Genomic DNA, 14,864 nt, shown 5'->3' with positions numbered 1-14,864 from the left:
TTCGTGTGCTGGCTTGTTCCAGCGTCCCCGCGAAAGGCGGGGACGCCTCAGTCGGCGAGCTCGATCTGGCGGACCAGGCCGGCGCCGATCTCGGTGCCGAGGGTCTCCAGGTCGTCCTGGGCGATCGCGGAGTCGACGGTCAGCACGGTCAGCGCCTTGCCGCCCTTGGCGTCGCGGCCGACCTGCATGCCCGCGATGTTGACGCCCCGGTCGCCCAGCAGCTTGCCGATGACGCCGATGACGCCCGGCTTGTCGACGTAGCCCAGGACCGCCATGTGCGGGGCGGGCGAGAGCTCCAGGTCGAAGCCGTTGATCTCGACGATGCGCTCCAGGTGGCGCGGGCCCGACAGGGTGCCGGAGACCGAGATGACCTCGCCGTCGGCCATCGTGCCCTTGACGGTGATGACGTTGCGCCAGGCCGGGGACTCCTCGCTGGTGGTCAGCGAGACCTCGATCCCGCGCTCGCCGGCGAGCAGCGGCGCGTTGACGAACGTCACCGACTCCTCGACGACCCCGCTGAAGACGCCCTTGAGCGCGGCCAGCTCCAGCACCTTGACGTCATGCGCGGTGATCTCGCCGCGGACGATCACGTCCAGGCGGACCGGGACGCCCTGGGCCAGCGAGGTGAAGATGCGGCCGAGCTTCTCGGTCAGCGGCAGGCCCGGCTTGAGGTCCTCGGCGACGGCGCCGCCCTGGACGTTGACGGCGTCCGGCACGAACTCGCCCGACAGGGCCAGCTTCACCGACTTGGCGACCTGGGTGCCGGCCTTCTCCTGGGCCTCGTGGGTGGAGGCGCCCAGGTGCGGGGTGGCCACCACGTTGTCGTGCTTGAACAGCGGGCTGTCGGTGCACGGCTCGGTGGAGAAGACGTCCAGGCCGGCGCCGGCGACGCGGCCGTCGGTCAGGGCCCGGTCGAGCGCGGCCTCGTCCACGATGCCGCCGCGGGCGGCGTTGACGATCCGCACCTCGGGCTTGACCAGGTTCAGCTCGCGGTCCCCGATGAGGCCGAGGGTCTCCTTGGTCTTGGGCAGGTGGACGGTGATGAAGTCCGCCTGCTGCAGCAGTTCGTCCAGGGAGACCAGCTTGACGCCGAGCTGGGCGGCGCGGGCGGCCTGGATGTAGGGGTCGTAGGCGATGATCTCCATGTCGAACCCGGCCAGCCGCTGGGCGACCAGGATGCCGATGCGGCCCAGGCCCAGCACGCCGACGGTCTTGCCCTGCAGCTCGACGCCGGTGTACTTGGAGCGCTTCCACTCGCCCTGCTTGAGCGCCGAGTGGCCCTGCGGAACGTTCCGCGCGGTGGCCAGCAGCAGCGCGATCGCGTGCTCGGCGGCGGTGACGATGTTGGAGGTCGGCGCGTTCACGACCATGACGCCGGCCTTGGTGGCCGCTTCGACGTCCACGTTGTCGAGGCCGACGCCGGCGCGGGCGACGACCCGCAGCCGCTTGGCGTGCTCGAACACCTCGGCGTCGGCCTTGGTGGCGGAACGGATGATCATGGCGTCGACGTCGGCGACCGCGGGGAGGAGGGCGGCACGATCGGCCCCGTCCACGTACCGGACTTCGAAGTCGTTCTCCAGGACGGCGATGCCGGCCGGGGACAGTTCTTCGGCGACGAGGACGACTGGCTTACTCAACGTGGGATTCCTTGGGGTGAGAGATCTCTGCAGGTTGGAGGCCGCCACGCCCTCGTGTCGCGCCCGCCACCGAGTCTATCCCCGCCGGGGCTCACGCCTGACGCCCACGCCAGAACTGCCACGAACGGCGGGGCCTCGGGACCTCCCCGGCCACCCTCTCGACACGCAGACCGCCGGCCAGTCCGACGCGGACGTCCTCGCGTTCGCCGGGGGCCCTGAAACCCTCCGGCCGGTGCGCGCCGAACGGCGTGGACCTGCGGAGTCCCAGCGTGCGGACCTCGACGTGGACCGCCCACGGCCCGCCCTCCGGCACCTCCAGCAGGGCCTCGAACGCCCCCTCGGAAGGAGCGTTCCCGAGGGGCTCGGTCTCGATCCGAATCTCGTCCCGGCCGTCCCGCATTATGAGGTGGATCTCCGGATTCTTGGCCTGAATCCGGGCGATCCTCGCCCATCCCCTCACCTTCAGCAGCCCTTTGGACCAGCCCAGGGACTCCAGGGAGTGCTCGACGCCGACCTCCGCGGTGATGTCCGCGTCCTGGCGGGGGACGCCGCGCAGGTAGGGGTAGACCGCGTAGATCCGGCCGCCGACGACGACCGCGCCCTCCCTGTGCCCGGCGGCCTCGTCGGCGATCAGCCGCTCCAGCTCCTCGAAGAGCTCGTTCTCGATGCAGAAGGCGCGCAGCCTGTCGCGTTCGGGGAGTTCCCTGCGGACGTCGGCGGTGAGCAGCTCGTCGAGCATGTCCTTGGTCGCCGTCGCCACCCGCCGCCGGACGGGCGGCTCCATCTGGAGGAAACGCTGGTCGTACACGCCCAGGATCTCTCGGGCCAGGCTGAGAGTGGGCTGGAGGGTGGGTGTGGTCACTGCTGAGGGCTCCCCGGGGACTTTCCGAATCCCTGCACCGTATTGCGGACGGGGCCCCCGGAGCAGCAGCGACACGGCCGTAAACCCGACGCGCTTGCCCGATGCATACTCGGTATGCATACTCAGTATGCATGTCCATCCGCCACAGCCTGCTGGCCCTGCTCTCCCGAGGGCCCCGCTACGGCTACCAGCTGCGCACCGAATTCGAGGCGGCGACCGGAAGCACCTGGCCGCTGAACATCGGCCAGGTCTACAGCACGCTCGGCCGCCTCGAACGCGACGAACTCGTCCTGCGCGGGGGCCAGGACGAGGAGGGCCGCTCGGTCTACTCGCTCACCGAGCGGGGCGCCGAGGAGGTCCGCCAGTGGTTCGCCACCCCTCTCACCCGAGCCGAGAGGCCCCGGGACGAACTGGCCGTCAAGCTCGCGCTCGCCCTCACCAGCCCCGGCGTCGACGTCCGCGCCGTGGTCCAGGCCCAGCGCGCCGCGACCCTGCGCTCCATGCGGGACCTCACGAAGCTCAAGACCACCGCGGAAGGCCCCGCCTGGCCGCTGGTCCTGGAATCGATGATCTTCCAGGCCGAGGCCGAGATCCGCTGGCTCGACCACTGCGAGACCACCCTGCTGCACACCGCTCCACCCGTCCCGGCGCATGACGCCGCACCCCCCATAGGCGAGGATTCCGATGAGCGTGCTCGAACTCGATGACGTCCACCGCGACCACGGCGGCGGAGCCGCTCTGGTCCGCGCCCTGCGCGGCCTGTCCCTGACCGTCCTGCCCGGCGAGTTCGTCGCCGTGATGGGGCCGTCCGGCTCCGGCAAGTCCACCCTGCTCAACCTCGCGGGCGGGCTGGTCACGCCCACCCGGGGCAGGGTCGTCGTCTCCGGAACCGACCTGACGGGCCTGGGCGCCACCGCGCGGGCCGCCCTGCGCCGCCGCTCCATCGGCTACGTCTTCCAGGAGCTGAACCTGATCCCCTCCCTCACCGCCGCCGAGAACGTCATGCTCCCCCGGGAACTCGACGGCGTCCGCACCCGCACGGCCCGCGCCGACGCCATGTCCGCGCTCTCCGAGGTGGGTCTCGTCGGCGAGGCGGGCCGCTTCCCCGAGGAGATGTCCGGAGGCCAGCGCCAGCGCGTCGCCATCGCCCGCGCCCTGGTGGGAGAGCGGCGGCTGATCCTGGCCGACGAGCCCGCCGGGGCCCTGGACTCCAACGGAGGCGAGGAGATCATGCGCGTGCTGCGGGCCCGCTGCGACGCGGGCACGGCCTGCCTGATGGTCACCCACGAGTCCCGGCACGCCGCCTGGGCCGACCGGGTGGTGTTCCTGCGCGACGGCCTGGCCGTCGACTCCACCGAACCCGCCCCCGGGCCCGAGATCCTCCTGGAGAAGCGATGAACGGCCTGCGTGCGACCCTGCGTCTCGCCTGGCGCGACGCCCTGAACTCCCGTCCCCGCTCCGCCCTGATCATCGCGATGATCGCCCTCCCGGTGGCGGCGTTCACCGCCCTTCCGCTGATCGCGGGCACGTCCATGATCGCGGGAGGGGGCCCGGAGGGGACCGCGGTGAACGCCCTGATCATCGCGATGGTGGTGCTGGAGACGGTCCTGCTGGCGGGTCCCGCGTTCGCCGTCGGGCTGCGCCGCCAGCACCGGCTCCTGGCGCTGGTCTCGGCCGCGGGCGGCTCCCCCGGCCAGCTGCGCGCCCTCGTGCTCTGCTCGGGCCTGCTGCTCGGCGGCCTCGCCGGACTGCTCGGCACGGCCTTCGGGTTCCTCTTCGGCTGGGCGGGACGGCTGGTGCTGACGGAGAACCGCCCCAAGGGGCGTGACCTGCCGCCCTGGGACGTGCCGTGGATCTGGATCGCCGCCATCGTCCTCACGGCCGTGCTGAGCGGCCTGGCCGCCGCCTACGTCCCGGCGCGCCAGGCGGCCCGAACCGACACCGCCGAGGTCATGGCCGGGCGCAGGAGCGTGCCGCCTCCCCGGCGCGGGCTGCCGGTCCTGGGGGCGGTCCTGATCGCCGCGGGCGTCGCGCTGGTCCCGCTGGGCCTGGACGCGCTGCGCGAGTTCAGCGCGGCGTTCGGCGCCGCGCTGATCATCATCGGCTTCGTCCTGCTCATCCCGGCCCTCATCGCGCTGACCGCCCGGTTCGCCGACCGGCTGCCGCTCCCGCTGCGCCTGGCGGTCCGCGACGCCGACCGCCACCGGGTGCGGACCGCGCCGGCCGTCTCGGCCATCATGGCGGTCACCGCAGCGCTGACCGCCCTGGCGATCGGCGGCGCCAGCGACTTCGCCCAGAAGAGGACGGAGTACGAGCCGAGCATGCCGGCGGGTCAGACGATCGTCCGTCCGCTGCGGTCGGAGGGCCTGGCTCAGCAGGTGGAGGCCGCCGTCGAACGGGCGGTCCCCGGCCACCGGACCGCCCGCGTCGACCGCCTGGTCTTCGGAGTCGACGAGGATCCGGAGGCCGGCACGGTGATGAGCCTGCGGTGCGGTGAGAACCCGTGCCACGCGAGCGGTGTCTGGCATCACCCCGGATCCGACGGCAGCGGACTGCTCGTCAGCGGTCCGGAAAGCATCCCCCTGGTGCTGGGCCGGGACGACCCCGGCGCCGCGGCCGCGCTGGCCGAGGGCAAGGTCGTCGTCTTCGTACCGGACGCGCTCTCCGACGGCCGGGTGACGCTCGACATCGCGGACTTCCCGGACTTCGAGAACTCCGCCCCCTCCGAGCGCACCGTACGCCTGCCCGCCGTGCGGGCCGAACCCCCGCCGCCCTCGGCGCACGCTCCGTTCGCGCTGATCCCCCCTCAGGCCGCCGAACACCTCGGCGCACGGGCCCTGCCCCTCGGCCTGATGATCGACGGCCCGCTCGATCCCGAACGGGGACGCCTGCTCTCCGGGGAACTCGAGAAGATCGGTCTCGATTTCAGCGTGTACACCGAGCGCGGGTTCAGCGAGTCGTTCGCCCTGCCCCTGCTGGTGCTCGGCGTCATCGCCGCCGTGCTGGTGCTCGCCGGGGCGCTGACCGCCACCGGGCTGGCCGCCGCCGACTCCCGCCCGGACCTGGCGACGCTCAACGCCGTCGGCGCGCGGCCCGTCACCCGGCGGCTGCTGCTCATGGCGCAGACGGGCTACATCGCGGTGCTCGGCTGCGGGCTGGGCCTGCTGGCGGGTGCCGGACCGGGAATCGCGGTGGCCTATCCGCTGACCAGCAGAACCGAGTACGGCGGCCCCCCGCACGGAGTCATCATCGACGTTCCGTGGCTGTTCCTGCTCGCCGTGCTGGTCGGCGTCCCCCTGGTGGCGTCCGCGGTGACCGCGCTCTCGGTGCGCGGAAGGCAGATCCTGCCCGAACGGTCCGCCGTCTGACCGAGGCGGCCGTCCGAACCGGGACCGCCCCGAGACCGGCCGTGGCCAAGGGCGACGAGCGACGCCGGCCCGCTCGTCGCCCTCCCCCGGCAACCGCTCCTCGGTACGCTCGTGGCCGTCCCGGTTCCTCGATGCCGCTCTCCTCTTTCCGGCTTTCCACCCCTGAAGGACGACCATGAACGTGCTCGGAGCTTCGCGCGGCGGACCGCGGCCGCGGAGCGGGTCCCGGCTCTCCCGGAAAACGGGATGAGCGGTCACCGCGCGGTCCTTCGCCTGGGACTGCCCGTGCTCGGCCTGGCCGGGGTCCTCGGCGGCGTGGCGGCGCTCTTCTCCAGCGCCGGTCCGATGGCGGAGGCCGGTGAGGTACTCGGCATGGTCGTCGGACTGCTCCTCCTCTTCCTCGGATTCGTCATGATCGTCCCTGCGGCTTTGGCCCTGGCCGGGAAGACCGCACGACGGCTGCCGCCCGCCCCGCGGCTGGCCGTCCTGGACGCCGCCCGCAACCCGGGCCGGACCGTCCCCGCCGTCGCGGCGATCCTCGCGGCGGCGGCGGGCTTCACCGCCGTCGCCATCGTCGGGATCAGCGAGATGCGGCATGACGAGCTGTACTCCCGCTTCTATCCGATGGGGACCACGATCGTCGGAGGGCTGACCGCCCGGCCCGCTCCCGAGGTCCGAGCGGTGATCGAGCGGGAGCTGCCGGGTGTTCCCATAGCGCAGGCCGACGGGTTCGACGAGTACCTGGAGAAGACCGACCAGAGTCTCCTCAGCCCCGTCGAGGGCGACACCCTGTGCATGGGCGGCCCGTGCAGGCTCAAGGGCTGGATGCACACCCAGGTTCTGGTCGCGGATCCGGAGACGGCCCGGATCCTGGTCGGAGACGCCCCCGCGGTCGCCTCGGCCCTGGCCGAGGGCAAGGTCGTGGTCTTCCTCCCGGGCGTCGTCCGGAACGGTCTGGCCCGCTTCGAGCTCACCCGGTTCCACGAAGAGGATCCGCCGGAAATCCTGCGGACCTTCGACCTCCCCGCCGTGCGGGCCACCACGGGCCTGCGCGGCGCCCCCTCCGCGATCTTCCCTCCGGAGGCGGCGGCCCGCACCGGGCTGGAGTCCGGCCCCAGCGCGCTGCTGATCGACGCCCCGATCAGCGAGGAGCAGTCCGGGAGACTGGACCGCGAGATGGCGCGGATCCCCTACAACGACTCTCACCGCTACACCGAGCGGGGTTCGGAGGAGTTCTCCACCGAGCTGCTCGTGTCCGGTGCCGCGGCCCTTCTGCTGGTGCTCGGCACGGCCCTGGCCGCGACCCGGCCGGCGGCCGCCGACGCCCGCCCCGACCTGGACGTCCTGGCCGCCGGGGGCGCGAAACCCGGCGTCCGGCGCCTGTTCCTGATGTCCCAGGCCGGCTTCGTTTGCCTCCTCGGCTGCGGCCTGGGCGTCCTGGCCGGCAGCGCCCCGGGCGTGGCCGTGGCCATCGCCGTCACCGACCTGCCTCCGGGCGAGGTCAAGGACGGGAGCGACGCCGGCCCGCTCGTCGCCCTCCCCTGGCAGCTGCTCCTCGGCACGCTCGTGGCCGTCCCGCTGCTGGCGTCCGCGGTGACCGCGCTGTCGGTCCGCGGCGGGCAGACCCTGCCCGAACGGGCCGCCACCTGATCCGCGAGCCTGTCCGAGACCGGCTCAACCGCCCGTGCGCCACCGCGCGCGGGCGGTTTCTGCGACCATGGCCTCCCGCCGGTTCGCCCTCCTCCTTGCACAGACCGCTCCCCCGGATCTGAGGATGTGCGTGCGTATGAGCAGTGGTGACGGTGCGGCGCGGAACACGCCACGGGGCAGAAAGCGGGCCGTGTTCGGCGCGGTCTGCGTCGTCTGCGGCCTGGCGGCGATCTTTGTCGGGTTCCTGCTGGAGGAGGCCGTCGCGTTCTTCTGTGTCCTCGGCGGCGTGATCGCGCCGGTCATCGGTTTCGGCCTGATGGCCCCGACCGCCGTGGATGCGGCCGAGAGAACCGTGGAACGGCTGCCGCGGCCTCTGCGTCCGCCCGCCTGGGATCACGGCCACGTGTACACCGTCTCGGCCGTCTCGGTGCTCCTCGTCGCCGTGTCGGGCTTCACCGCTCTGTGGATCGGCCTGGCCAGCGACCTGCGGGCCCGGAGGCTGGACCACGCGAGCTCCGGGTTCACGTACGCCTTCGACGACTCCGACGCCTTCTTCTTCGTGCAGTCGGGGGCCGTCGCGGCGGCACTGATCCTGGGCGTCGCTCTGTTCGCGGCCGGATCGGCGGCCCAGGCGGGCTTCATCTCCCTGCTGGGCTGCGGGCTGGGCGTCCTCGCCGGAGCCCCCGCCGGTGTCGTGTTCGCCTTCCTGCTGACCTTGCCGCCCGGCCCCGGCGGCGGGATCGAGCGCGACCCGCTCGTCGACGTCCCCTGGCTCCTCCTGCTCGGAGGCGGTCCGGCCGTGTCCCTGGCCGCCGTCCCGCTCAAGCGCGCCCTCGCCCGCGCGCGGAGCCGGGGATCCCGGAAGGCGCGGTGAGATGAGAAACCGCCCGCACATCCGGAAGGGCGTGCGGGCGGTCGCGGTCCTGCGGGGCGGAACGTCAGTCGTTCAGCCAGGCGAACATCGGGCGGAGCTTGCCGCCGACCTGCTCGATCGGGTGGGAGCCCAGGTCCTCGCGGTACTTGAGGTGGTTGGGCTGGCCCGCGTCGAACTCCTCGACGAGTTCCTTGACGAACTGGCCGGACTGGATCTCGGCCAGGATCTTCTTCATCTCGGCCTTGGTGTCGGCCGTGATGATGCGCGGGCCGCGGGTGTAGCCGCCGAACTCCGCGGTGTCGGACACCGACCAGTACATCTTCTGGATGCCGCCCTCGTAGATGAGGTCGACGATCAGCTTGAGCTCGTGGAGGCACTCGAAGTAGGCGACCTCGGGCTGGTAGCCGGCCTCGACCAGCACCTCGAAGCCGGTCTTGATCAGCTCGGCGGTGCCACCGCACAGGACGGCCTGCTCACCGAACAGGTCGGTCTCGGCCTCCTCCTTGAAGGTGGTCTTGATGCCGCCGGCGCGCAGGCCGCCGATGCCCTTGGCGTAGGACAGGGCCAGCGCCCAGGCGCTGCCGGACTCGTCCTTCTCCACCGCGACGATGACCGGCACGCCGCGGCCGGCCTCGAACTGGCGGCGGACCAGGTGGCCGGGGCCCTTGGGGGCGACCATCGCCACGTCGACGCCCGCCGGGGGCTCGATCAGGCCGAAGCGGATGTTCAGGCCGTGGCCGAAGAACAGCGCGTCGCCCTCGGCGAGCTCCGGCTTGATGTCGTTCTCGTAGATGCCGCGCTGCAGGTGGTCCGGCGCCAGGATCATGATCAGGTTGGCCTCGGCGGCGGCCTCGCGCGGGGTGACCACGCGCAGGCCGTCGGCCTCGGCCTTGGCCCGGGACTTGGAGCCCTCGGGGAGACCGACCCGGACGTCGACACCCGAGTCGCGCAGGGACAGGGCGTGCGCGTGTCCCTGGGAGCCGTAGCCGATCACGGCGACGCTGCGACCCTGGATGATGCTCAGGTCGGCGTCGTTGTCATAGAACATCTCAGCCATGGTGGGGCTGTCTGCCTTTCTGGTGGTTACGCGCTGCGCGATTCGAGCGCGCGCAGCGAACGGTCGGTGATCGAGCGGGCGCCGCGGCCGACCGCGATCGCACCCGACTGGACCAGTTCCTTGATGCCGTACGGCTCGAGGCAACGGTACAGCGCGTCGAGCTTGTCGCGGTTGCCGGTGGCCTCGATCGTCACCGCTTCGGGAGCCACGTCGACGACCTTCGCACGGAACAGCTGCACGACCTCCAGGACCTGCGAGCGCGTGTCGGGGCCGGCCGCGACCTTGATCAGGACCAGTTCCCGCTGCACCGAGGAGCCCCGGTCCAGCTCGACGATCTTGAGCACGTTGATCAGCTTGTTGAGCTGCTTGGTGACCTGCTCCAGCGGCAGCTCCTGCTGCACGTCGACGACGATCGTCATCCGGGAGATCTCCGGGTGCTCGGTCGGGCCGACGGCCAGCGAGTCGATGTTGAACCCGCGCCGGGCGAACAGGCCCGCTATGCGGACCAGGACCCCGGGCTTGTTCTCGACGAGAACGGAGAGAGTGTGGCGGCTCATCAGTCTTCGTGCTCCCACTTCGGCGCCAGGTCGCGCGCGTACTTGATGTCGTCGTTGCTGGACCCCGCGGCGACCATCGGCCAGACCATCGCGTCGTCGTGGACGACGAAGTCGATGACCACCGGGCGGTCGTCGATCTCCATCGCCTTCTCGATCGCCGCGTCGACCTCGGCCGCCGACTCCACCCGCATGCCCTCGCAGCCGTAGGCGTCGGCCAGCTTGACGAAGTCGGGGATGCGCTTGGAGTGCAGCTTGGTGTTGGAGTACCGGCCCTCGTAGAACAGGGTCTGCCACTGGCGGACCATGCCCAGGTTGCCGTTGTTGATCAGGGCGACCTTGATCGGGATTCCCTCGATCGCGCAGGTGACCAGCTCCTGGTTGGTCATCTGGAAGCAGCCGTCGCCGTCGATCGCCCAGACCGTCCTGTCCGGAGCGCCGACCTTGGCTCCCATCGCCGCCGGGACCGCGTAGCCCATGGTGCCCGCGCCGCCGGAGTTGATGAACGTGCCGGGGTTCTCGTAGGAGATGAACTGGGAGGCCCACATCTGGTGCTGGCCGACTCCCGCGCAGTACAGCGCCTCCGGACCGGCGATCTTCCCGAGCCGCTCGATGACGTACTGCGGGGCCAGCTCGCCGTTCTCCGGGGTGTCGTAGCCCAGCGCGTAGGTGCTCTTCCAGGCGTTGAGCTGCTGCCACCAGGCGGCGTAGTCGCCGACCCGGCCGGCCGCGTGCTCGGCCTGGACCGCGACGATCAGGTCCGCGATCACCTCGCGGGCGTCACCGACGATCGGGACGTCCGCCTGCCGGTTCTTGGAGATCTCCGCCGGGTCGATGTCGGCGTGGACGATCGCCGCGTGCGGCGCGAAGCTGCTCAGCTTGCCGGTGACCCGGTCGTCGAACCGGGCGCCCAGCGCGACGATCAGGTCGGACTTCTGCAGCGCGCCGACCGCGCCGACGGTGCCGTGCATGCCCGGCATGCCCATGTGCTGGGGGTGGCTGTCGGGGAAGGCTCCCAGTGCCATCAGCGTCGTGACGACCGGCGCGCCGGTCAGCTCGGCCAGGACCCGCAGCTCGGCCGCCGCGCGGGCCTTGATGACGCCGCCGCCGACGTACAGGACGGGCCGCTTCGCGGCGACGATCATCCGGGCGGCCTCGCGGACCTGCTTGGAGTGCGGCCGGGTGACCGGACGGTAGCCCGGCAGGCGCATCTCCTCGGGCCAGGCGAAGTCGAACGTCGCCTGCAGCGCGTCCTTGGCGACGTCCACCAGGACCGGGCCGGGGCGCCCCGTCCCCGCGATGTGGAAGGCCTCCAGGATCGTCCGGCCGATGTCGCGGGGGTCGGTCACCAGGAAGTTGTGCTTGGTGATCGGAAGCGTGATCCCGGAGATGTCCGCCTCCTGGAACGCGTCGGTCCCGATCGCGCCGGACGGCACCTGCCCGGTCACCGCGACCATCGGCACGGAGTCCATGTAGGCGTCCGCGATCGGCGTCACCAGGTTCGTCGCGCCCGGCCCGGAGGTCGCCATGCAGACGCCCACCCGGCCCGTGGCCTGGGCGTAGCCCTGCGCGGCGTGGCCTGCGCCCTGCTCGTGGCGCACCAGGATGTGGCGCAGCCGCTGCGAGTCGTACAGGGGGTCGTAGGCCGGAAGGATCGCCCCTCCCGGAATCCCGAACACCGTGTCGACGCCGACGTTCTCCAGGGCCCGGACCAGCGCCTGGGCCCCGGTCATCTGCTCGGTCATCTTGCTACTTCCTTGGAAGGGAGGGAGAGGGTCACTCGTAGTGCCGGCCTGAACACGACGTGATGAGGCCAACAAAAAACCCCTCGCGCCACCAATGGGCGGTCGAGGGGAGCGCGCAGGCCTCAGTGACTCGGTCAGGCCGCGCGCCTGCCAAGTACTACGAGAAGAAGGTTGCCGTTCTGCACGTGCCTACTTTTGCCGATGAAACACCCTCAGGTCAAATCCGTGTTGCCGAGATCTCACGGACTGAGATCAGCCCGCCTGCGCGCGCACCGGCTCGTTCTCCGGTCTGATCTTCGGCCTGATCTCCTCGTCGATGCGGTCGGCGGGCATCGGCCTGGCCACCAGGAAGCCCTGGCCCCGGACGCAGCCCATCTCCCGGAGCCGCTCCAGCTGGTCGGGGCACTCGATGCCCTCGGCCACCACGATCAGCCCCAGGTCCGAGCCGAGCCGCACGATCGTCCGGGTCAGCAGGGTGAGGGTGTCGTCGCGCCCCACCCCGGACACGAACGAGGGGTCGATCTTCAGCACGTCCACCGGGAGCTGGCCCAGGTAGGCCAGCGAGGCGTACCCGGTGCCGAAGTCGTCGATGGCCAGCCGGACCCCCAGGTCGCGCAGCGCCGACAGGCGCGCCAGATGCTGCTCGTCGCCCTGGAAGTGCTCGACCAGCACCTCCTCCTTCACCTCGAGGGTGAGCGCCTGCGGCGGCAGCCCGCTCTCGGAGAGCGCTCCGGCCACCGTCTCGGCGAACTTGGGCGCGGCGATCTGCCTGGCGGTGAGGTTCACCGACAGGCCGATCTGCCAGCCCTCGGCCCGCCAGCGGGCCACCTCGCGGCAGGCCTCGCCCAGCATCCAGGCGCCCAGCGGCACGATCAGCCCGGACTCCTCGGCAGCGCCGATGAACTCCTCCGGCGGTACCGCGACGTCCTCGCGCCGCCAGCGCAGCAGGGCCTCCAGGCCGGTCACCCGGCCGCCCTCCAGCTCCACCACGGGCTGGAACTCGACGGTGAACTCCCGCTCGGCCAGCGCCCGCTGGAGGTCGCTGCCGAGCTCCAGGCGCCGGACGACGGCGGCGTGCATCTGGGTGGCGAACACCTCGACCCGCCCGCCGCCCAGCTCCTTGGCTCGGGTCATGGCCAGGTCGCCGTTGCGGATCAGGGAGGCCGAGTCCGTCTCCTCGGGGGCCAGCACCTCGTCGGCGAAGGCGACCCCGACGCTGGCGGTGAGCACGATGCCGCGCTCGCCCACCCGGTAGGGCTCGGCCGAGAGCATCCGCAGCAGCCGCTCGGCCAGGTCCACCACGGCCTGGGCGTCGCCGGCCGTCTCCACCAGGACCGCGAACTCGTCGCCGCCCCAGCGCGCCACCGTGTCGTCGGCGGGCACGCAGGCCCGCAGCCGCCGCGCGGCCTGGGCCAGGACCTGGTCGCCCGCGGCGTGCCCGGCGGAGTCGTTCACCGCGGTGAAGCCGTCGAGGTCCACGAAGACCACGGCGGTGAAGGGGTCGCGGCGGCTCAGCACCTGCCGGGTCCGCTCCTCCAGGTAGGCGCGGTTGGGCAGGCCCGTCAGGCCGTCGTGGAAGGTCAGGTGGGTGACCTGGCGCTTGAGCGCCGCCTCCTCCGACAGGTCGCGGGTGGTGACCAGCAGCCTGCCGGGCGCGTAGCGGGAGAAGGTCGACTCCGTCGGCAGCCAGGTGCCGTCGGTGGTGCGCAGCCGGCAGTGCAGCCGCAGCGGCTCCCTGCGGCCGACGAAGCACTCGCCCAGCGCGGCCTCGACGGCGGGGCCGTCCTCGGGGTGCAGGAAGTCCTGGAGGGGGCGGCCCAGCAGGTCGTCCAGGGCGTGCGAGGAGCTCCACTGCTCGCCCGCGCTCATGTAGTGCACGGCGCCGCTCTCGTCGCAGATCAGGACGAGGTCGTCGACGCTCTCGGCCAGCGCCCGGAAGTGCTCCTCGGCCGAGCGGACCTCGCCGCGCAGCCGGTCGTTCTCGCGCAGCAGGTCGGTGAGGCGGGCGATGAGGACGAGCAGCGCCGACCCGGTGACGATCAGCACCACCGGCTCGACCGGCTCGCCGCCGGTGAGGGTGTGCCCGGCCACGAACATCGCCGAGGCCCCCGCCAGCAGCGCCGGGGCGATGCCGGGGCCGACCAGCCGTCCCCGCGGCTCGCCCCTGCGGGCGCCGCCGCCCAGCCAGGGGGCCGCGCCGAGCAGCAGCAGGCCGCCGAAGCGCAGCGCCTCGCCCGGGCCGCTAGTGCCGGCCGTGCCGCCGTCCAGCCACACCGCGGCGCTGACCACGTCCCCCGCGGTCAGCGCGAGCAGCGCCAGATAGGCGGTGACGGCGGTGGGGCGCTGCCTGCGCGCGGCGCCCAGCACGAACGGCAGCAGCGCGCAGATCAGCCCGATGCCCAGCAGCGGGTAGCGCAGTTCGAGGAGGAAGTGGGCGGGGGACTCCCCGCTCTCCCGGAACAGCCGTCCGAAGACGGCGTCCCAGCCGAGCACGAAGAGCGCGGCCCCGCACACGTAGGTGTCGGCCGCGTACGTCAGCCACTTGCGGGCGGTGCGCGGCAGCCGGGTCGGCGCCACGAAGCCCATCGCCATGGGAGCCAGCGCCGCGAGGTAGAACAGGTCGCCCAGGGACAGCGTCACCGTCGTGACGTCCAGGACGATGCGGGAGAGCGCGCTGGTCGCCGCGCCCACGCCCCAGCAGGCCGCGGCGGCGGCGAACCAGCGCCAGGAGTCGGTGCCGGGCCGGAGCCGGGAGGCGTACAGCAGGCTCGCGCAGGCGGCGGCGCCCGCCCCGGCGGCGAACCAGTCGTTGGTCCACTCCAGCAGGGCGCCCAGCAGATAGAGACCGGCCAGCAGGGACACGACGCCCAGCGGCAGGGCCTGCACCGGAATTCGGCGCCGCTCCTTCTCGCCTGTCATCGTCGCTCGTGCTCCTGGTTCGCAGAGCCTGTCGGCGAGGGCTCGTTCCCGGCCTTACCGGTGGGCTCAAAGCTGCCTGCGTCCACGTCCGGGCGCAGTGAGGTCGGGGATCTCGTCGTGCACCTCAATGTACGTTCCGTAGGTCACGGAGCGATTGAGGGTCAGCGCCCATCCGGCGACAAACTCTCACGGCCCGTA

General features: G+C 72.1%; 11 protein-coding genes. 5 read left to right on the top strand and 6 right to left on the bottom strand.

Features of this window, described 5'->3' with window-relative positions; genetic code table 11:
• Positions 1–47: 47 nt before the first annotated feature.
• Both serA and ABD327_RS13745 read right to left on the bottom strand, forming a co-directional pair.
• Positions 48–1,637 (bottom strand): phosphoglycerate dehydrogenase, encoded by a 1,590-nt coding sequence (gene serA / locus ABD327_RS13750; protein ID WP_344450733.1) that lies wholly within the window; start codon positions 1,635–1,637, stop codon positions 48–50.
• Positions 1,638–1,728: 91 nt separating this feature from the next.
• Entirely contained in the window at positions 1,729–2,499 is a 771-nt protein-coding gene (locus tag ABD327_RS13745) for a hypothetical protein (RefSeq protein ID WP_344450732.1), read from the bottom strand.
• A 131-nt stretch (positions 2,500–2,630) separates the two neighbouring features.
• Between ABD327_RS13745 and ABD327_RS13740 the strand changes: the two genes are divergently transcribed.
• The 5 genes from ABD327_RS13740 to ABD327_RS13720 all read left to right on the top strand — a co-directional run bounded on the left by ABD327_RS13740 (position 2,631) and on the right by ABD327_RS13720 (position 8,391).
• The gene (locus ABD327_RS13740) at positions 2,631–3,206 is read left to right on the top strand and encodes a PadR family transcriptional regulator (protein ID WP_344450731.1); all 576 of its coding nucleotides are present in this window, start codon (positions 2,631–2,633) and stop codon (positions 3,204–3,206) included.
• Positions 3,184–3,897: an ABC transporter ATP-binding protein gene (locus tag ABD327_RS13735; protein ID WP_344450730.1), complete on the top strand. Its 714-nt coding sequence runs from the start codon at positions 3,184–3,186 to the stop codon at positions 3,895–3,897. Before ABD327_RS13740 ends, ABD327_RS13735 begins: the two co-directional genes overlap by 23 nt.
• Entirely contained in the window at positions 3,894–5,867 is a 1,974-nt protein-coding gene (locus tag ABD327_RS13730; protein WP_344450729.1) for an FtsX-like permease family protein, read from the top strand. The genes ABD327_RS13735 and ABD327_RS13730 overlap by 4 nt, the downstream gene beginning before the upstream one ends.
• Positions 5,868–6,113: 246 nt before the next feature.
• Positions 6,114–7,517, top strand: coding sequence for a hypothetical protein (locus ABD327_RS13725; RefSeq protein WP_344450728.1), 1,404 nt, complete (start codon positions 6,114–6,116; stop codon positions 7,515–7,517).
• A 136-nt stretch (positions 7,518–7,653) separates the two neighbouring features.
• Positions 7,654–8,391, top strand: a complete 738-nt coding sequence (locus ABD327_RS13720) for a hypothetical protein (RefSeq protein WP_344450727.1) — start codon at positions 7,654–7,656, stop codon at positions 8,389–8,391.
• A 64-nt stretch (positions 8,392–8,455) separates the two neighbouring features.
• Here the strand turns inward: ABD327_RS13720 and ilvC are convergent, their stop codons facing one another.
• From ilvC to ABD327_RS13700, 4 genes are all read right to left on the bottom strand, one after another.
• Positions 8,456–9,439, bottom strand: a complete 984-nt coding sequence (ilvC, locus tag ABD327_RS13715; RefSeq protein ID WP_344450726.1) for a ketol-acid reductoisomerase — start codon at positions 9,437–9,439, stop codon at positions 8,456–8,458.
• Between the two features lie 35 nt (positions 9,440–9,474).
• The gene (gene ilvN, locus ABD327_RS13710) at positions 9,475–10,005 is read right to left on the bottom strand and encodes an acetolactate synthase small subunit (protein ID WP_344450725.1); all 531 of its coding nucleotides are present in this window, start codon (positions 10,003–10,005) and stop codon (positions 9,475–9,477) included.
• A complete protein-coding gene (locus tag ABD327_RS13705) occupies positions 10,005–11,819 on the bottom strand; it encodes an acetolactate synthase large subunit (RefSeq protein WP_344450724.1) in 1,815 nt (604 codons plus the stop codon). The genes ilvN and ABD327_RS13705 overlap by 1 nt, the downstream gene beginning before the upstream one ends.
• 180 nt (positions 11,820–11,999) lie before the next feature.
• Positions 12,000–14,666: a putative bifunctional diguanylate cyclase/phosphodiesterase gene (locus ABD327_RS13700; RefSeq protein ID WP_344450723.1), complete on the bottom strand. Its 2,667-nt coding sequence runs from the start codon at positions 14,664–14,666 to the stop codon at positions 12,000–12,002.
• Between the last annotated feature and the right edge of the window lie 198 nt (positions 14,667–14,864).

This window comes from Actinocorallia aurantiaca (genome assembly GCF_039533685.1).
GTDB classification, from domain to species: Bacteria; Actinomycetota; Actinomycetes; order Streptosporangiales; family Streptosporangiaceae; genus Actinocorallia; species Actinocorallia aurantiaca.
This window is presented reverse-complemented; position numbering and strand designations above follow the sequence as displayed.